The sequence below is a fragment of the Kitasatospora sp. NPDC054795 genome, from assembly GCF_053611565.1.
Genome location: NZ_JBSHAP010000037.1, coordinates 1 through 18,859, shown reverse-complemented (window position 1 = coordinate 18,859; position 18,859 = coordinate 1). Strand labels below are relative to the sequence as shown.

Here is an 18,859-nt window from a genome sequence, read left to right as displayed (position 1 = left end):
CTCAGCGGCCGGGGGTCGGGAGGCCCGGCAGGGCCGACGCGGCCCCCGCCACCGCGCCGGAGGGCAGCAGGGTGGTCAGGCCGGTCGACGCGGGCGTCGGGACGGTGAGCCGAGTCGCTCCCGGCTGCGGGTCCTTCGGGATGGCCGCCACGACCTTCTTCCAGCGCGGGTCCTTCACCACCGCGGCGAGCCCGTCCGGCGTCAGCGGCGGGTCGGTACGGGTGATCGGCGTGCCCTGGTCCAGCGGCTTGCGGTTCCACTCCTGGAGCAGGATCTCGTAGCCGGTCCCGGTCAACGTGGCGGACCAGGTCTTGGAGCCGGCCGGCTCGCCGGGGCGCGTCCCCGCCTGATAGAGGGTCAGGTGCTCGCCGCCCGGGAGGTCGGTCTCGCTGCAGGCGTCGCCTGGAAGCGGGCCCAGGCAGCCGGGCTCGACGCCGTTGCGCATGATCCAGAACAGGTACTGGACCGGGCCGTTCCCGTCGTCCAGCACCAGCCGCAGCTGCGGGATGTCGCTCTCGGTCCCCCGCGCCTCGCCCACCTGCACCGTCCCCGGCGGGAGCAGTTCGGTGAGCATCCGCTGGAACTCCGGGCCGGAGACCGGCGGGCCCACCGCCGCACCGGAGGAGGCCGAGCCGGCGGACGCCGGGCCGCTCGGCACGGGGCCGGGCCCGGGCAGCAGGCTGCCGATCCCGGCCGTACCCACCCCGACCAGGGCCAGCGCGGCGACGCCCGCCACGGTGCCGATCCGCCGCCTGCGGCGCAGCCGGCGCCCGTACGACCAGCCGGTGTCGACCAGCCGGGTGGCCTCGGCGTCGTAGGACCCGCCAGCCCGGCCGAGGGCCTCGGTGAAGGACTGTTCGAACCGCTCGTCGGGCCCGTCGTGCTCAGCGGACATGCTGAACCAACCTCTCTACCAATCGAGTTGACGTGAGTAGTGCGGAGATGCCGCCGTGCCGTGCCGGCCGGCTCAGCGCTCGGCCAGCTCGTCGAGGCTGCCGCCGAGCAACGTGCGGATCCGGCCGAGCGCCCGGAAGGACTGGGTCCGGACGGCCCCCGGGGTGAGCTGGAGGATCGCCGCGGTCTCCTCGACGCTGCGGTCCTCCCAGTAGCGCAGGACCAGCACCGCGCGGTCGCGCGGCGCGAGCCGGCCGAGCGCCTCCACCAGGGCCAGCCGCAGTTCCGGGTCGCCCCGCGGGGCCTCGCCGTCCGGCACCGCGTCGACCGGCCGCTCGCCGCTGGAGCGGCGGCCGCGGTGCGAGAGGAAGACCCGCACCAGCACGGTGTGCGCGTACCCGGCCGGGTTGTCGATCCGGCGCTTGGCCCCGAACGGGAAGGTGCGGTGCCACTGGACGTAGATCCGCCCGAACGCCTCCTGCACCAGGTCCTCGGCGAGGTGGGTGTCCCCGCCGGCGAGCAGGCAGGCCGACCGGTAGAGCGGTCTGGCGCGGGCGGCCGCGAAGGCCTGGAAGTCCTCGTCCCGCCGCCCGCCCCGGGACGCCTTCCCCTGACCGTCCGGTTGCATCCTGCCCGGCCCCCTCGCTCGTTCTCCCCTGACACCTGGATGACCAGCTGGCCCCCGGATGGCGTTACAGGTAGCGGCGAAAGGTTTTTTCACCAGGCCGAACATGGGTGGTTCGGCGCGACGTTACCGACAAATCGGATATTCCTCACGTAGTGTCAGTCCATGCCTACGCCACACGGATCGCGCGGCGGTATGGCCTTCAGCGCCGACGAAGTCCGCGTGTTGCGCCGAGCCCTCGCCCAAGCCCTGCACCCCGCCGTCCCCGTCCACCTCCGGCCCGACCGGCCGGCCCTCGCCGGGCCGGGCGCCGAACTCTGGGCGGAGGACGTCCAGGACGCCCTGCGCCTGACCGAGGCGATCGACGAGGCCGTCCAGGAGGGCGGCCGACTGCGCGCCTTCCTGCTCGCCGACCTCGGACGCTACCGCTCCGCCCTGCCCGGCAGCGCCCCCGGCTACCTGGAACGGCTGGAGGACGCGGTGTCCGACGGGTACCTGCCCGGGCCCGAGGACCTCACCGCGCTGCGCGGGCTGAGCCGCCAGCCCTGCGGCCAGGGCGAGCGGGCCCGCCGCTCCCGGCTGGCCGGGCGCTGCCACGCGCTGGCCGAGGCCGCCGTCCGCGAACGGCTCGCCCTCCACACCGGGCAGCCCCGCCACCTGGTGGCCGTACCGAGCCCCGCCGCACCGCCGCACAGTCACCCCACCCCCGTAGGAGGACGGACCACCATGAGCAGCACCGAGTCCCGCCCGGAGCAGCCCGCCGCCGCGAAGACCCCGACCCGTCCGCACCGGATGCCCACCCCCGCCGAGCTGTTCGGCCGCCGCCCCAAGCCCCCGGCCCGGCCCGTCCCGCCCGCCGACCTGTCCCCCGAGGAGACCGAGGACGTCGAACTCGCCACCGGCACCGGCTGAACCGGCCCATCCGCCGAACGGAGGGGAGACCGCCACCGCGGTCTCCCCTCCGTTCGTGCGCCGGCCCTCCGCCGGCACGCCTGTCCACCACCCGCACACCGGTCCATGTGTCGACAATGCCGTGATCCCGCCGGCCGCCGTCGATCACGTCTTCATAACCTTCACCCCGATGACCAGGCCGTTCGATCCCGTCCTGGGCGAATTGGCCACTGATCAACCGGGTTGACGACCGTTCAACAATCCCTAGGGTGCGGAGCCTCACCACTCCAACCGCGGGGGATTCACATGCTTTCGACTCGCACGCGCCGGATCCTCGGCGCGGGCACGGCCACGATCGTGGCCGCCCTTGCCGCCGGCACCGCGGCCGTCCCCGCGCACGCCGCCGGCACCCAGCTCCGGATCTTCCCGACCGGCACCATCCAGATCTCGACCCAGCCGGCCCCTCAGCCCCAGTTCGGCGAGAACATCCACCTGCGGATCGGCCGGACCGGCACCGAGGTCGTGACCGGCGCCAAACTCGCGTTCGACACCACCGGCATCGACGGGCTGGCCACGCTCAGCGTCCCGGGCTGCGCCACCGCGGGCAAGGTGATCACCTGCGACATCTGGCGCCTCGACCTGGAGAACATCAACATCACCAGCCACCCGTGGCTGAGCGCCGTCGTGGGCGTCCGCCCCGGTTCCACCGGCACCGTCCACGCCACCCTCAGCGCCTCCGGCGCCGAGACCGCCGAGGCCGACATCCAGGTGGAGATCGGCGGTGCCGGCTTCCGCACCAAGGAGCCCTCGGAGCAGCGTGACGTCAAGGTCGGCAGCACGCTCCCGTCGACTCTCGCCTTCGCCAACCACGGCGAGGTCGCGGCCCGGCGGGCGGTCGTCGAGATCTACCTGACCCCGGGCCTCGACGTGGCCACCTGGCCCTCCAACTGCGAGTACGCGAAGGACAAGGGCGACTGGGCGGGCCACGGCTTCGGTTCCCCGATGCCCACCGTGCACGGCATCTGCACCATCGACGGCGAGATCGCCCCCGGCCAGGCCGTCAAGCTGAACGGCCTCGACCTCACCGTGGGCGCGGACGCCCGCTACGCCTTCGCCGACTACGCCGTCTTCCCCGCCGAGGGAGCGAGCGGCAGCAGCGCCGCGGACCTGCGCCGGCGGATGTCGTTCCAGCGCGGCACCGGCGCTCCCGCCGTCCTGGTGCCGACCTCCGGCGAGGGGATCCCGGACGGCCTCGACATGAACGCCTACTCCACCGAGCAGGAGGTCCTCGCCGACAACGGCGCCGACTTCGCGGTGAACGGCTCCTGGGCACCGGACGGCTCCGGCACCACCGGCACCTTCACCCTCGGCGCCGTCAGCGGCGGCCCGGCCTCGATCATGGACCGCAGCGGCGGCGAGAGCGCACCCGAACTCCAGGTGCAGTTCCCGGAGGGGGTCACCGTCACCGGCCTGCCGTCGACCTGCCAGCCGTACGACTACGTCCTCGGCCAGAAGTCCGACAAGCCGCTCAACAAGTTCAACTGCGAGGGGCTGGGCGGGTTCTTCATCCCGGCCGGCGCCACCAACTCCCACAAGCTGACCCTCTCGGTCCCCGCGGGCACCGACGAGCTCACCGCGACGGTCTCGCTGCAGAACATGGCGAGCTCCTACGAGCCGGGCCACCCCAGCGCCGTCATGAGCTGGGACCGCAACCCCGCCAACGACCTGCTGAAGGTCTCCCTGCGGGCCACCCCGGCCACCACCCCCGGCACCGGCGGCACCCCCGCCCCGACCCCGACCGGGACGCCCACCACCGCGCCCGTCACCGACCCCTCCCCCGCGCCGACCACCGCGGTCGTCCCGGCCGGCCTCAGCGACAAGGACTCCGCGAGCCCCGCCCGGGAGACCGGCACGGGCACCGGCGGCACCGGCACCGGCGGCTCCGGGAGCGTCCGGACCTCCGACGGCCCGCTGGCCGCCACCGGCAGCTCCGCCGCCCTGCCGCTGGCCGCGACGAGCGCCGCCGCCGTGGTGCTCGGCGCCGCCGGTCTGGTCACCGCCCGCCGGCTCCGGGCCCGCCGCAACGGCTGACCCGACCGGTCCGTTCCCCGGGGGAGGCCGCCGTCACGGCCTCCCCCGCGGGAATCCCGGCGCGGAGCACCGTGTGTGGCTGGCTACCCTTGTGGGGTGAGCGATCAGAGCCTTGTTCCCGCGACCGACGACCTTCCCGAGCAGATGCGCGTCCGGCGCGAGAAGCTGGACCGGCTCCGGGCGGCCGGCGTCGACCCGTACCCGGTCGGATTCCCCCGCACCACCACCATCGCGGACCTGCGTGCCAAGCACCCGGACCTGGAGCCGGACACCGCGACCGGCGAACGGGCCGGTGTCACCGGCCGCGTGATCCTTTCCCGCACCGGCGGCAAGCTCTGCTTCGCCACCCTGCGGGACGGCACCGGCGACCTCCAGGTGATGTTCTCGCTGGACAAGCTGGGCCCGGAGCGGCTGGCGGCCTGGAAGACCGACATCGACCTCGGCGACCAGGTCGGCGTCGAGGGCGAGGTGATCACCTCCAAGCGCGGCGAGCTGTCCGTGATGGTGGACCGCTGGGAGCTCACCGCCAAGTGCCTGCGCCCGCTGCCGGACAAGCACAAGGGCCTGACCGACCCGGAGGCCCGGGTCCGCCAGCGCTACGTGGACCTGATCGTCAACCCCGAGGCCCGCGAGATCCTGCACCTGCGCAGCAAGGTCGTCCGCTCGATCCGCCGCACCTACGAGGACCGCGGCTACATCGAGGTCGAGACCCCGATGCTGCAGCCGGTGCACGGCGGCGCCAACGCCCGTCCGTTCAAGACGCACATCAACGCGTACGACATCGACCTCTACATGCGCATCGCCCCCGAGCTGTACCTCAAGCGGCTCGTGGTCGGCGGCGCCGAGAAGGTCTTCGAGATCAACCGCAACTTCCGCAACGAGGGCGCGGACTCCACCCACAACCCGGAGTTCACCTCGCTGGAGTCGTACGAGGCGTACGGCGACTACGACACCCAGGCCGAGCTGATCCGCGAGACGATCGTCAACGCGGCCCGGGACGCACTGGGCACCACGGTCATCAAGGGCGTGGACGCGCACGGCGTCGAGCACGAGATCGACCTGGCCGAGCCGTGGGAGGAGGTCGCGGTCTACCCGGGCATCTCCGCCCACCTGGGCGTGCAGGTCACCCCGGAGACCGGCGTCGAGGAGCTGCGCAAGCTGGCCACCGAGCACGGCATCCCGTTCGAGAAGGACTGGGGCCACGGCCAGATCGTGCTGGAGATGGTCGAGCGCCTGCTGGAGGAGAACGCCGTCCGGCCGACCTTCATCAAGGACTACCCGACCGAGGTCTCCCCGCTGACCCGCCAGCACCGCTCGCAGCCCGGCGTGGCCGAGAAGTGGGACCTGGTGATCTTCGGGACCGAGATCGGCACCGCCTACTCCGAGCTGGTCGACCCGGTCGAGCAGCGCGCCCGCCTCACCGCCCAGTCGCTGCTGGCGGCCGGCGGCGACGTCGAGGCGATGCAGGTGGACGAGGACTTCCTGCGCGCCCTGGAGTACGCGATGCCCCCGACCGGTGGCCTCGGCCTCGGCGTGGACCGCCTGATCATGCTGCTGACCGGCAAGAACATCCGGGAGACGGTGCTCTTCCCGCTGGTGAAGCCGGAGCCGAAGGCTTCCGCCGCGACGGCGGAGAAGACCGAGGAGGAGTGACCTGATGGACTACGTCAGCGCGATCGTGCCGCCGCTGGTCATGGCGATCGGCTTCGGATTCCTGGTGCGGGCCATCGTCCGCAGCCAGGGCGGGGCCCAGCGGGCCAAGGAAGACGTCGACTGATCCCGCGCGGGGCGACAGGCCCCGCGCGGACCGGCGGGCGGAACCCGCGGACGACGCCGTCAGCCGCCCCGAACGACCGGCGCGCCGCCATTCCCGTTTCCCGGGGGGGGCGGCGCGCCGGTTTGGCGTACTTCACAAGATTTGCCCCATTCACTCCCTATCCTGGCCGCACTATGGTCCGGCAACTCGGCGAACTTGAGAACGCCATCATGACCCGGGTGTGGCAGTGGAACCGACCGGTCACGGTTCGCGAGGTTCTCCTGGATCTGCGGTCGGAACGCGAAATCGCGTACACCACGGTGATGACCGTCCTGGACAAGCTCCACAGAAAGGGCTGGCTGCGCCGCGAGCGGGTCGGCCGGGCCTATCGATATGAACCGGTCTCCTCGCGCGAGGCGTACACGGCGGCACTGATGAACGACGCCTGGGCCACCAGCGACAATCCGGCGGCGGCCCTGGTGCACTTCTTCGGCCTGATGTCCCCCGAGCAACGCGAAGCGCTCCGGGACGCCTTGCGGGTGGCGGCTCTGTTCCCGTCCGATCCGGCCGGGGCGGATTCCGCGGACGACGGACCCGATACCGGTGCGACGGAACCGGGAGCGGCGCGATAACGTCCGGGACCATGGAGGTCACCATCCGCCGGGCGCGGACCACGGACGTGCGGGCAGTGCGCAGGCTCATCGACACCTACTCGCGCGACGGCATTCTGCTGGACAAGCCCACAGTCACACTGTTCGAATCCGTCCAGGAGTTCTGGGTCGCGGAACGCGACGACAACGGCGTGGTGGTGGCCTGCGGCGCGCTGCACGTGATGTGGGAGGACCTCGCCGAGGTCCGCACGCTCGCGGTGGATCCGGTCGTCCGGGGCACCGGGATCGGGCACCTGCTGTTGGAGAAGCTGGTGCAGACGGCACGCTGGCTGGGCGTCCGTCGGATTTTCTGCTTGACGTTCGAGGTCGCGTTCTTCGCGAAACACGGTTTCGTCGAGATCGGCGAGCTCCAGGAAACCGATGATGGTACGACAGACCCGGCGGCGATCGCTACGGATGTCTATGAAGAACTCCTCCGCTCGTACGATGAAGGCGTCGCCGAGTTCCTCGACCTGGAGCGGGTGAAGCCCAACACACTGGGCAACTCGCGCATGCTGCTGCACCTCTGAGCCGGTCCACCCGGGTCAAGGGTTTGTGTTTTCCGGAGAAAGGCGCTTTCCTTTCCTTAGGCAATGGGTCGTTTAGCGGAAAGGGAAGCCCGTGGCACAGAGGGTGCAGGTCATTCTTGAAGACGATCTCGACGGCGGTTCGGCGGACGAGACGGTGACGTTCGCGCTCGACGGCGTTGCCTACGAGATCGACCTGAAGAGCGCCAACGCGGACAAGCTGCGCGGTCTGCTGGCGCCGTACGTGGAGAAGGGGCGCAAGCAGAGCGGCCGGCTCGCCGGTGCCCGTCGTCCGGGCCGCAGCGCCGCGGCGCGACCGGCCGGCGGCGGCGCCCCGGACACCGCCAAGATCCGCGCGTGGGCCAAGGAGCAGGGCCTGGAGGTCAACGACCGCGGCCGCGTTCCGAGCAACGTCCGCGAGGCCTACGAGAAGGCCAACGCGTCCTGATCCCGGCGCCGCAGGCCCGCCGGAGCGGGTGCGGGGCCCCGGCGGCCGGAGGCGGCACCGCCATCACACGCACGGGGCGCGGAGGAATCTCCTCCGCGCCCCGCGGCGCGTGCCCGCGGGGCCGCGGTACCGGGGGCCTGCGGGGCACGGGCTCGGGCGGCGGAACAATCACGGGCTGTGCAACGCTGTAAGGGCGAAGCGGTAACGAGGACACCCGGGACGGCGTACCCGGCCCCGGCCGCCGTTGAACCGCCGTCACCACGGCCCGACTTCTCGCCAGGCGAACACCGCCACCGCGGAAACTGCGCGAGAACCGCCCCGATACCGGGTATGAATGCAGGTGGACGGGTTCTTCGGCCCATCCAGGGGCAGTATGTGCGACCGGCCCGACGGTTCCGGCCGCGCCCCGGCGGCGCGTGTTCGCCGATGGCGTAGCGGAATCCGGTGCATCCGGCCCGCCTGCGGGAACACCGTTTCCCAGCATCAGGTTGGGATTGGTGTCGGCTGGTCGCGCAGCATCTCGCTCCTCTACCGGGGAGTGAATCCGTGGGCCGCGCCGCTGAGCGGGACTAGCATGCGGAAGGACAGGGCGGGGACGGACCCCGAACTGCCCGACCGCTCTGAGGAGCGATAAACGATGTTCGAGAGGTTCACCGACCGCGCGCGGCGGGTTGTCGTCCTGGCTCAGGAAGAAGCCCGGATGCTCAACCACAACTACATCGGCACCGAGCACATCCTCCTGGGTCTGATCCACGAGGGCGAGGGCGTCGCCGCCAAGGCCCTGGAGAGCCTCGGGATTTCTCTTGAGGCCGTTCGCCAGCAGGTCGAGGAGATCATCGGCCAGGGCCAGCAGGCCCCGTCCGGTCACATTCCCTTCACCCCCCGGGCGAAGAAGGTGCTGGAGCTGTCGCTCCGCGAGGCCCTTCAGCTCGGCCACAACTACATCGGCACCGAGCACATCCTGCTCGGCCTGATCCGCGAGGGCGAGGGCGTCGCCGCCCAGGTCCTGGTGAAGCTGGGCGCCGACCTCAACCGGGTGCGCCAGCAGGTCATCCAGCTGCTCTCCGGCTACCAGACCGGTGGCGGCAAGGAGTCGGCCACGGCCGGCGGGCCCGCCGAGGGCACCCCGTCGACCTCCCTGGTCCTGGACCAGTTCGGCCGCAACCTCACCCAGGCCGCCCGCGAGGCCAAGCTCGACCCGGTCATCGGGCGCGAGAAGGAGATCGAGCGGGTCATGCAGGTGCTGTCCCGCCGCACCAAGAACAACCCGGTGCTGATCGGTGAGCCCGGCGTCGGCAAGACCGCCGTGGTCGAGGGCCTGGCCCAGGCGATCGTCAAGGGCGAGGTCCCGGAGACGCTCAAGGACAAGCAGCTCTACACGCTGGACCTGGGCGCCCTGGTGGCCGGCTCGCGCTACCGCGGTGACTTCGAGGAGCGCCTGAAGAAGGTGCTCAAGGAGATCCGCACCCGCGGCGACATCATCCTGTTCATCGACGAGCTGCACACCCTGGTCGGCGCGGGCGCCGCCGAGGGCGCCATCGACGCCGCCAGCATCCTCAAGCCGATGCTGGCCCGCGGCGAGCTGCAGACCATCGGTGCCACCACCCTGGACGAGTACCGCAAGCACCTGGAGAAGGACGCCGCGCTGGAGCGCCGCTTCCAGCCGATCCAGGTCGCCGAGCCCTCGCTGCCGCACACCATCGAGATCCTCAAGGGTCTGCGCGACCGCTACGAGGCCCACCACCGGGTCTCCATCACGGACGCCGCCCTGGTCGCCGCCGCCACCCTGGCCGACCGGTACATCTCGGACCGCTTCCTGCCGGACAAGGCGATCGACCTGATCGACGAGGCCGGCTCCCGGATGCGCATCCGCCGGATGACCGCGCCGCCGGACCTGCGCGAGTTCGACGAGAAGATCGCCGACGTGCGCCGCGAGAAGGAGAGCGCGATCGACGCGCAGGACTTCGAGAAGGCCGCGTCCCTGCGCGACGACGAGAAGCAGCTCCTGCAGGCCAAGGCCAAGCGCGAGAAGGAGTGGAAGGCCGGCGACATGGACGTCGTCGCGGAGGTCAACGAGGAGCTCATCGCCGAGGTCCTGGCCACCGCCACCGGCATCCCGGTCTTCAAGCTGACCGAGGAGGAGACGTCCCGCCTGCTGCGCATGGAGGACGAGCTGCACAAGCGCGTCATCGGCCAGAAGGACGCCATCAAGGCGCTCTCCCAGGCCATCCGGCGCACCCGTGCGGGCCTCAAGGACCCGAAGCGCCCCGGCGGTTCGTTCATCTTCGCCGGCCCGTCCGGCGTCGGTAAGACCGAGCTGTCCAAGACGCTGGCGGAGTTCCTCTTCGGCGACGAGGACGCGCTGATCGCGCTCGACATGTCCGAGTTCTCCGAGAAGCACACCGTCTCCCGGCTGTTCGGCTCCCCGCCCGGCTACGTGGGCTACGAGGAGGGCGGCCAGCTGACCGAGAAGGTCCGCCGCAAGCCGTTCTCCGTCGTCCTCTTCGACGAGGTCGAGAAGGCCCACCCGGACATCTTCAACTCGCTGCTGCAGATCCTGGAGGACGGTCGCCTGACCGACTCCCAGGGCCGCGTGGTCGACTTCAAGAACACCGTCATCATCATGACGACCAACCTCGGCACCCGGGACATCTCCAAGGGCTTCAACCTGGGCTTCGCGGCCACGGGTGACACCCAGACCGGGTACGAGCGGATGAAGGCGAAGGTCGGCGAGGAGCTCAAGCAGCACTTCCGCCCCGAGTTCCTGAACCGCGTCGACGACATCGTGGTGTTCCACCAGCTGTCCGAGGACGACATCATCCAGATCGTCGACCTCATGATCGACAAGGTGGACGATCGGCTCAAGGACAAGGACATGGGCCTGGAGCTCAGCGTCGAGGCCAAGAAGCTGCTGGCCAAGCGCGGCTACGACCCGATCCTGGGTGCCCGTCCGCTGCGCCGCACCATCCAGCGCGAGATCGAGGACCACCTCTCCGAGAAGATCCTCTTCGGTGAGCTGCGGGCCGGCCACATCGTCGTCGTCGACGTCGACGGTGAGGGCAAGGAGGCCAAGTTCACCTTCCGCGGCGAGGAGAAGTCGGCCGTCGCGGACACCCCGGCCGCGGTCGCCTCGTCCGGTCCGGACCTGACGAAGTAACCCAACTTTTAACAGACAACTTCACAGCCACCGAGCCCCCGGCGTTCACGCCGGGGGCTCGGTGCGTTCCGGCCCCTCCGCGGTCGGCACCGGTACAGACCGGGACGGCGGCTTCCGCATGGGCTGGTGCGGGTGCGCTCGGTTTCTCAGCGAGCTTTAACCCACATACGGTTGACAGACGGTCAGGTGACAGGGAGTCGCGGAGGATAGCGCCGTGACCATGTCACGGTCAAGGTCTATCTTTTCTGTGCACGCTTGTATCAAATGACGTCCACCTGTCTTTCATTTTGGTTTGCCGGGCTTTGGCCAAGAGCTGGGCCCTGGTCGGGGAGGACGTCACAACGTTGAAGAGCACCAGGAGAACCGCTGCGGCTGCCACGGCCGCAGCGGTCATAGTCACGCTCGGCGCGGGCCTGTTCCCGGGCACCGCCGTCGCCGCCGGCTCGGCCCCGGTCCCGCGGGACCCGGCCGAGGCCGTCCAGAACACCGAGCACAACCTTCCGGGCCCGCTGACCGCGAAGGTGGAGGCGGAGCAGAAGGCCGCCACCGAGAAGCTGCTCAACGGCACCGCCGAGGTCGAGCAGCACAACGGCAGCACCAGCGTGAAGCTCGGCAAGGACAAGTACGTGGAGCTCGCCCGCGAGCGCACGGACAAGATCTTCACCATCCTGGTCGACTTCGGTGACCAGGTGGACAACACCACCAAGACGCCGGACGGCAAGGTCAAGTACGGCGGCGAGGCCGGCCCCAAGCACAACGAGATCGAGAAGCCGGACCCGGCCACCAACAACTCGACCCAGTGGCAGGCCGACTACAACCAGCAGCACTACCAGGACCTGTACTTCGCCAAGGACAAGCCCTCGCTGAAGACCTACTACGAGAAGCAGTCCTCGGGCCGCTACTCGGTCGACGGCGTGGTCCAGGACTGGGTCCGCGTCCCGTGGAACGAGGCCCGGTACGGCTCCGACTACTGCGGCTCCAACGTCTGCGCCAGCGCCCAGGACCTGATCCGCGACGCCGTGGACATCTGGTACAAGGACCAGCAGGCCAAGGGTCAGACCGAGGCGCAGATCAAGGCGACCCTGGCCTCGTACGACCAGTGGGACCGCTACGGTTCGCACCACGACGGGAACTTCAACCAGCCCGACGGGTACATCGACCACTTCCAGATCGTGCACGCCGGCGAGGACAAGTCGGCCGGTGGCGGCAAGCAGGGCACCAAGGCCCTGTGGGCGCACCGCTCGTACGTCTACGGCAACCTGCAGGGCTCGGCCGGTCCCGAGGGCAACAAGCTCGGCGGCGTCCAGGTCGGCAGCAGCGGCCTGTGGATCGGCGACTACACGATGCAGCCCGAGAACGGCGGCCTCGGCGTCTTCGCCCACGAGTACGGCCACGACCTCGGTCTGCCGGACCTCTACGACACCGCCGGCAAGGGCATCGACAACTCGGTCGGCTTCTGGTCGCTGATGTCCTCCGGCTCCTGGCTCGGCGAGGGCAAGAACAGCATCGGCGACATGCCGAACGACCTCGACGGCTGGAGCAAGTACCAGCTCGGCTGGCTGAAGGTGGACCGCGCCAAGGCCGGCACCGAGTCGACCCACCACATCGGCCCGGCGGAGTACAACAGCAACCTGCCGCAGGGTCTGATCGTCGACCTGCCGAAGAAGAGCATCACCACCGACATCAACAAGCCGTTCGGCGGCACCGGTGAGTGGTGGAGCGGCAGCGCCGACAACCTGAACGTCACGCTCACCCGCGACATCGACCTGACCGGCAAGGCCAAGGCCAGCATCAACGCCAAGGCCTGGTACGAGCTGGAGCAGGACTTCGACTACGCGTTCGGCGAGGTCTCCACCGACGGCGGCAAGAACTGGACCGTCGTGGACGGCACCTGGAACGGCACCGCCCTGCCGCGCGAGAACGGCCGTCCGGCCCTCAGCGGCCAGGTGGCCGCCTGGGGCGACCTGTCGTTCAACCTGGACGCCTTCGCGGGCCAGAAGATCAAGTTCCGCTACCGCCACACCAGCGACGGCGGCCTGCACTTCCGCGGCCTGACCCTGGACAACGTCGCGGTCGTCGCCGACGGCGCCACCGTGTTCAGCGACGACGTCGAGAACGGTGACAACGGCTGGGTGGCCGACGGGTTCTCCCGCTTCAGCGGCTCGTACACCAAGGACTACGCGCAGTACTACATCGCGGAGAACCGGCAGTACGTGTCCTTCGACCAGACCCTGAAGACCGGCCCGTACAACTTCGGCTTCGCCGACAAGCCGGGCTGGGTCGAGCACTACTCGTACCAGCCCGGCCTGCTGATCTGGTTCTGGGACGAGTCGCAGACCGACAACAACGTCAGCGCCCACCCGGGCCACGGCCTGGTCCTGCCGGTCGACTCGCACCCGACCCCGCTGAAGTGGTCCGACGGCGCCCTGATGAAGCCGCGCGTCCAGGGCTTCGACTCCACCTTCGGTTCCCGTCGCGTCTCCCCGCTGACCCTGCACAAGGCCGGCGTCGAGACCGTCATCCCGAAGGCCAAGGGCGTCGACGAGTTCAACGACCTGAAGTCGTGGTGGAGCAAGGACAACCAGTACGCCGGTGTCGACGTCCCGAAGACGGGCACCAGCATCGAGGTCGAGAACGAGTCCTCGAACTACCTGGAGACCTGGATCCGGGTCCGCCCGGTCGACAACTGATCGTCACCCCCGGGTAGCGATCGGCCTGTGACCAGGCAGCTCTGACAACTCCACGTCCGGCCCGTCCCCGCAACGCGCGGGGGCGGGCCGGACGCTTTGTCAGGCCCGGACGGCCGCCAGCCGGTCCAGGAAGGCGGCGGCCGCCACCGTGACGTCCGCGGCGGTCCAGTCGAGGGCGGGCGCCGCGACCGTGACCTCGGTCATCGACAGCCCGGGCGGCCCGCCCGCGCGCCAGGCGCCGAACAGCCCGATCCCGGTGTCCTCGGCCAGCCCCAGTCCGGCCTCCTCCAACTCGCCGACCGGGTGCGGCAGCCAGAGCTGGAACTGGTGGGTGTGCGGCGGGGCCGGGTGCACCCGGGCGCCGGGGACGGCGGCGAACGCCCGGTCCAGCGCCGCGGCGACCGTCCGGGCGTGCGCCACGTACCCGGGCAGCCGCGGCAGTTCGCGCTCCAGTCCGGTCAGCGCGGCCAGCGCGAACGGCCACTGCTGGTAGAGCTGCCCGCCGTAGCGGTGCCGCCAGGCCCGGGCGGTGCGGACGAAGCCGCCCGGACCCGCCAGCGCGGCGCCGCTGATCCCGCCGAGCGTCTTGTAGAAGGAGACGTAGACCGAGTCGGCCAGGGCGGCGACCTCCGGCAGCGGCCGGCCGAGGGCGACCGCGGACTCCCAGATCCGGGCACCGTCCAGGTGCAGCGCCGCACCGTGCTCCTCCCGCACCACCGCGGCCAGCTCCACCAGCTCCGCCCAGCCCGGCAGCACGAACCCGGCGTCGCGCAGCGGCAGCTCCAGGCTGAGCGCGGCGTACGGCTCGTCCAGGGCGCGCAGCTCCTCGGCGGTGGGCTGGCGCGGCTCGGTCGTCGGCCAGAGGCTGCGCAGGCCGGACAGGACGCCGAGCGCGTGCCGCTCGTGCCGGTCGGTGTGGGCCAGCGGGTGGGTGACCACGGTGCGCGGGCCGGCCGCCTCGGCGTGGATCCGCAGGGCGATCTGCTGGGCCATGGTGCCGGTCGGGAAGAAGGCCGCGTCCTCGGTGCCGAGCAGCCCGGCGACCCGGTGCTCCAGGGTGCGGACCACGCCGTCGCCGTACTGGTCCGGGCGGCCGTCCAGGTCGGGCACGGCGTGCGGCCCGGCGGCGGAGCCCGGCCCGGGGGCGGCGTCCGAGCCGGGACCGGCGTCCGGGAGCGGGCCGGCCAGGTCGGCGAGGCGTTCGCGGATGCTCTGCGGCCGGACGCCGGACAGCAGCCGCTCGCAGCCGCGCAGGGCGGCGAAGCGGCGGTCCGACAGGCTCGGGCGGTCACTGGCGTCGGGGTCTTCGCTCCTGTTGCCATACATGGCTCGATGGTGCCGCAGCGAGCCGGACCGGTCAGCGCTCCGCACGAAAGCGGTTCGAGCCCGCCAAACCCGGGCCGCGCGTGGCGCTGGTCACAGGCCCGCGGCCCGGTACGACCGGCGGTAGTAGCGGGCCCGAGGGGACCGGCGGGCGCGCTGGAGCGGACCTGGACGATCGGATCTCATGATCGGTACTCCATCGGTTTGAATCTCCGGCGCCACGCCGACTACACGCCGTAGTACGTCACCCCGTTTGGGACTCCGCTCGGTGACCGTTAAACCTGAGTGGTCCCCCGCTCAGCACGCGCCCGAACGGGCCCTTCGTGCTGCCCTCGTACGACCCGTGAGGTACGGCAAGCGATGTCCAACGTCCCGCCCCTGGCGCCGGCCCTGCGCCGGCTCGCCGCCCGTGCGGCGGCCCAGGCCGCGGCCTGGCAGCCCCGACTCGGCCACGCCTTCCGCACCCACGCCGCACCGCTGCACACACTCGGATCGCCCCGGCACACCACGCTGCCCGGCAGCCGGCAGCGGGCCGAGCACGACCACGCGCTGGTCTCGGCCGGAGCGGCCGCCGTGCTGCTCGCCGGCGTGCTGCTGGTCGCCACCCCGGGCTCGGCCTCGGCGCAGACCGTGCTGCCCACCACCCCGGGCAGCTCGGCCTTCACCGTGCCGAAGGTGGACGTGCCGAGCGCGGGGCTGGTCCAGGTGGCCGGACCCAGCGCCTACAAGCTGCCCGACGACGGCGACTCCGCGCAGCAGTCCGTGGCCGTGGCGGCCAACCTGCTGCCGTTCGACCCGCCGGCACCGGAACCGGCACCGGAACCGGAAGCCGCCGCCGAGCCGGCTCCCGAGCCCGGACCCGCGCCCGATCACGGGCTCGATCACGGGCCGGCCCCGGCTCCCGGATGGTCGGCGCCGGTGCCGAACGCACCGACCAGCAACCCGTACGGGAAGCCCAACCGCAGCTACGCGGCCGGGTACCACACCGGGGTGGACTTCGCGGTCGCCCCGGGCACGCCGCTGCTGGCGGTCGGCGACGCGACCGTGGTGTCGGCCGGCTGGGACGGCGCGTACGGCAAGGAGGTCGTGCTGCGGCTGGCGGACGGGCACTTCGCGCAGTACGCCCACATGTCCTCGGTCGCCGTCTCGGCCGGCGAGCGGGTGTCGGCGGGCGAGCGGATCGGCATGTCCGGGAGCACCGGCAACTCGACCGGGCCTCACCTGCACTTCGAGATCCGCACCAGCAACCGCTACGGCGCGGTGGTCAACCCGATCGCCTATCTCGCGGGGCACGGCGTCACGAACTTCTGAGCCGCCCCGCGGCGCTCAGCCGGCGCCGGGCGCGGGGTGGCTGATCCGGGCACCGATCTCCAGCGCGATGTCCCGGGCCGCGCGGATCGCCTCGTCCAGGTCGGCGGGGGGCGGCCGCTCGCCCCACACGTTCGGGGCGTGACCGCAGTCCGCGTTGTCCTGCTTGACCAGGAACAGCGACGAATGGACGGTGAACAGCGCCATCGCGGCCCGCAGCCGGTCGTGGAAGTCCGCGGCCGGTCCGTGCACCAGCTGCATCATGGTGATCATGCGATCCCTGAAGGCCAGCCCGGCCGGGGACTCGCGCAGCGCGGGCTGGTTCTCGTGGAAGAAGCGCAGCAGCGGGGCCCGCTCGGCCATCCCGTCCGCGAAGCGGCGGATCAGCTCGTCGCGCACCTCCGGGCTCCAGACCTGCCGGCGGCCCCACGCGACGGTGTCGTCGATCGGCGCGGCCATCCGCTCGACGATGCCCAGGACGATGTCGTCCTTGGTCTTGAAGTGGTAGTAGAGCGCGGCCTTGGTGACACCCAGGCGGTCGGCGATCTCGCGCAGTGAGGTCTGCTCGTAGCCCTGCTCGGAGAAGAGCTCCAGCGACACCTCGATGATGCGAGCCCGGGTGTCGCTGCGGGGGCTGTGCGGAGTGCCCATGGCCTGCCTCATGACTGCGTCGGTGACTACTGCGGACCCCGGGACGGCGGCCGCCCCGGACTCATTCTCCCTGCCCAGAAGGCCGGTCGGGAAACTGGCTTGACGACCGGCTAGTAAACAACTTACCGTGCCGACGGTCGATAAACTAGCCGGGCGACAAGTAAGTGAGCCGCCGCACGGCACGACGCTCCGTCCGAACCACCCTCCGGGAGACCCCTCTCATGTCACAGCCCAAGACCACCGGCCAGGCGCCGGAGGACAGGACGGCCGAGGAGGAGCAACCGCGGTCGCCGCGCGAGATCCGCCTCGTCATGGTCGGCCTGGTCGTCACCATGCTGCTGGCCATGCTCGACAACCTGATCGTCGGCACCGCGATGCCGACCATCGTCGGTGAGCTCGGCGGCGCCGAGCACCTGTCCTGGGTGGTCACCGCGTACACCCTGGCCACCGCCGCCTCCACCCCGATCTGGGGCAAGCTCGGCGACATGTACGGCCGCAAGGGCAGCTTCCTCACCTCGATCGTGATCTTCCTGGTGGGCTCGGCGCTGTCCGGCCTGGCGCAGAACATGAACGAGCTGATCGGCTTCCGCGCCGTGCAGGGCCTGGGCGCCGGCGGCCTGATGGTCGGCGTCATGTCGATCATGGGCGCGCTCGTCCCGCCGCGCGACCGCGGCAAGTACCAGGGCATGTTCGCCGCGGTGATGGCCCTCGCCACCGTCGGCGGCCCGCTGGTCGGCGGCTTCATCACCGACCACCTGAGCTGGCGCTGGACCTTCTACATCAACCTGCCGCTCGGTGTGGTCGCGCTCGCCGTGGTCGTCGTCACCCTGAAGCTGCCGAAGGTCCGCAGCTCCGCCAAGATCGATTACCTGGGCGCCGTCCTGCTCACCACCGGCATCACCTCGCTGGTGCTGATCACCACCTGGGGCGGCCAGCAGTACGCCTGGGGCTCCAAGGAGATCCTCGGCCTGGGCGCGCTCGCCGCCGCCTCGCTGATCGCCTTCTGCTACGTGGAGCAGCGGGTCGAGGAGCCGATGCTCCCGCTCAGCCTGTTCCGAAACCTGAACTTCACCCTGGTCTCGATCATCGGCTTCATCGTCGGCTTCGTGATGTTCGGCTCGACCGTCTTCCTGCCGCTCTACCAGCAGGTCGTCCAGGGCGCCTCGGCCACCAACTCCGGCCTGCTGCTGATGCCGATGATGTTCGGCATGCTGGTGATCTCGCTGGTGGTCGGCCAGGCCGTCACCAAGACCGGCAAGTACCGGATCTTCCCGATCATCGGCACCGTCGTGATGACCGTCGGCCTGATCCTGCTCTCCACCATGGGCACCGGGACCAGCAGCTTCACCTCCGCGTGCTGGATGATCGTGCTGGGCGCCGGCATGGGCTTCCTGATGCAGATCACCATGCTGGTCGCGCAGAACAGCGTCGAGCTCAAGGACATGGGCGTGGCCAGCTCCACCGCCACCCTGTTCCGCACCATCGGCGGCTCCTTCGGTGTCGCGCTGTTCGGCGCGCTGTTCAACAACCGGGTGACCGACACCATGAAGGAGCGGCTCGGCGAGCATGCCGCCGCTGGCGGCGGCATGCAGGACCCGGGCCAGATGAGCCCGGCCGCGCTGCGCAAGCTGGACCCGGCCATCCAGGACGCCTACCACCACGCGGTGTCCAACGGCATGCACACCGTCTTCCTGTGGGGCGCGGGCGTGGCCGTGATCGCGATCGCCGCGGCGGTGTTCCTGCGCGAGGTGCCGCTGCGCGGGACCGGCAAGGGCGAGAAGCCGGCCGAGGCCTCGCTGGAGGCGGCGGCCGTCTGACGGTCCCCGCACACGACGGCGCCCCCGGGAG

Annotated in this window: 14 protein-coding genes; 10 read left to right on the top strand and 4 right to left on the bottom strand. The window is 71.0% G+C overall.

The features are described from left to right. Position 1: 1 nt before the first annotated feature. Both ACWGJO_RS15730 and ACWGJO_RS15725 read right to left on the bottom strand, forming a co-directional pair. The gene (locus ACWGJO_RS15730) at positions 2-895 is read right to left on the bottom strand and encodes a hypothetical protein (protein WP_452184146.1); all 894 of its coding nucleotides are present in this window, start codon (positions 893-895) and stop codon (positions 2-4) included. 72 nt (positions 896-967) lie between these two features. After that, the gene (locus ACWGJO_RS15725; RefSeq protein ID WP_452184144.1) at positions 968-1,522 is read right to left on the bottom strand and encodes a SigE family RNA polymerase sigma factor; all 555 of its coding nucleotides are present in this window, start codon (positions 1,520-1,522) and stop codon (positions 968-970) included. 162 nt (positions 1,523-1,684) lie between these two features. Between ACWGJO_RS15725 and ACWGJO_RS15720 the strand changes: the two genes are divergently transcribed. From ACWGJO_RS15720 to ACWGJO_RS15685, 8 genes are all read left to right on the top strand, one after another. After that, a complete protein-coding gene (locus ACWGJO_RS15720) occupies positions 1,685-2,431 on the top strand; it encodes a hypothetical protein (protein WP_452184142.1) in 747 nt (248 codons plus the stop codon). A 285-nt stretch (positions 2,432-2,716) separates the two neighbouring features. Continuing rightward, positions 2,717-4,501, top strand: coding sequence for a hypothetical protein (locus ACWGJO_RS15715; protein ID WP_452184140.1), 1,785 nt, complete (start codon positions 2,717-2,719; stop codon positions 4,499-4,501). Positions 4,502-4,597: 96 nt separating this feature from the next. Then, the gene (gene lysX / locus ACWGJO_RS15710) at positions 4,598-6,154 is read left to right on the top strand and encodes a bifunctional lysylphosphatidylglycerol synthetase/lysine--tRNA ligase LysX (RefSeq protein WP_387686008.1); all 1,557 of its coding nucleotides are present in this window, start codon (positions 4,598-4,600) and stop codon (positions 6,152-6,154) included. Positions 6,155-6,451: 297 nt separating this feature from the next. After that, positions 6,452-6,889, top strand: coding sequence for a BlaI/MecI/CopY family transcriptional regulator (locus tag ACWGJO_RS15705; protein WP_452184138.1), 438 nt, complete (start codon positions 6,452-6,454; stop codon positions 6,887-6,889). Between the two features lie 11 nt (positions 6,890-6,900). Beyond that, positions 6,901-7,437, top strand: a complete 537-nt coding sequence (locus tag ACWGJO_RS15700) for an amino-acid N-acetyltransferase (RefSeq protein ID WP_359910474.1) — start codon at positions 6,901-6,903, stop codon at positions 7,435-7,437. A 91-nt stretch (positions 7,438-7,528) separates the two neighbouring features. Beyond that, a complete protein-coding gene (locus ACWGJO_RS15695; protein WP_387686004.1) occupies positions 7,529-7,882 on the top strand; it encodes a histone-like nucleoid-structuring protein Lsr2 in 354 nt (117 codons plus the stop codon). A gap of 637 nt (positions 7,883-8,519) precedes the next feature. After that, a complete protein-coding gene (locus ACWGJO_RS15690; protein ID WP_452184135.1) occupies positions 8,520-11,039 on the top strand; it encodes an ATP-dependent Clp protease ATP-binding subunit in 2,520 nt (839 codons plus the stop codon). A 344-nt stretch (positions 11,040-11,383) separates the two neighbouring features. After that, positions 11,384-13,729: an immune inhibitor A domain-containing protein gene (locus ACWGJO_RS15685; protein WP_452184134.1), complete on the top strand. Its 2,346-nt coding sequence runs from the start codon at positions 11,384-11,386 to the stop codon at positions 13,727-13,729. Positions 13,730-13,828: 99 nt separating this feature from the next. Here the strand turns inward: ACWGJO_RS15685 and ACWGJO_RS15680 are convergent, their stop codons facing one another. Beyond that, entirely contained in the window at positions 13,829-15,055 is a 1,227-nt protein-coding gene (locus tag ACWGJO_RS15680) for a threonine aldolase family protein (RefSeq protein WP_452184131.1), read from the bottom strand. A 357-nt stretch (positions 15,056-15,412) separates the two neighbouring features. Here ACWGJO_RS15680 and ACWGJO_RS15675 point away from each other — a divergent pair, with 357 nt between their 5' ends. Next, on the top strand, positions 15,413-16,363 hold the full coding sequence (locus ACWGJO_RS15675; RefSeq protein WP_452184130.1) for a M23 family metallopeptidase: 951 nt from the start codon (positions 15,413-15,415) through the stop codon (positions 16,361-16,363). Positions 16,364-16,378: 15 nt separating this feature from the next. Here ACWGJO_RS15675 and ACWGJO_RS15670 read toward each other — a convergent pair whose 3' ends face one another. Further along, entirely contained in the window at positions 16,379-17,011 is a 633-nt protein-coding gene (locus ACWGJO_RS15670) for a TetR/AcrR family transcriptional regulator (RefSeq protein WP_452184128.1), read from the bottom strand. A gap of 221 nt (positions 17,012-17,232) precedes the next feature. On the opposite strand from ACWGJO_RS15670, the gene ACWGJO_RS15665 reads away from it, so the two are divergent. Then, positions 17,233-18,828, top strand: coding sequence for an MDR family MFS transporter (locus ACWGJO_RS15665; RefSeq protein WP_452184126.1), 1,596 nt, complete (start codon positions 17,233-17,235; stop codon positions 18,826-18,828). Positions 18,829-18,859: the final 31 nt, after the last annotated feature.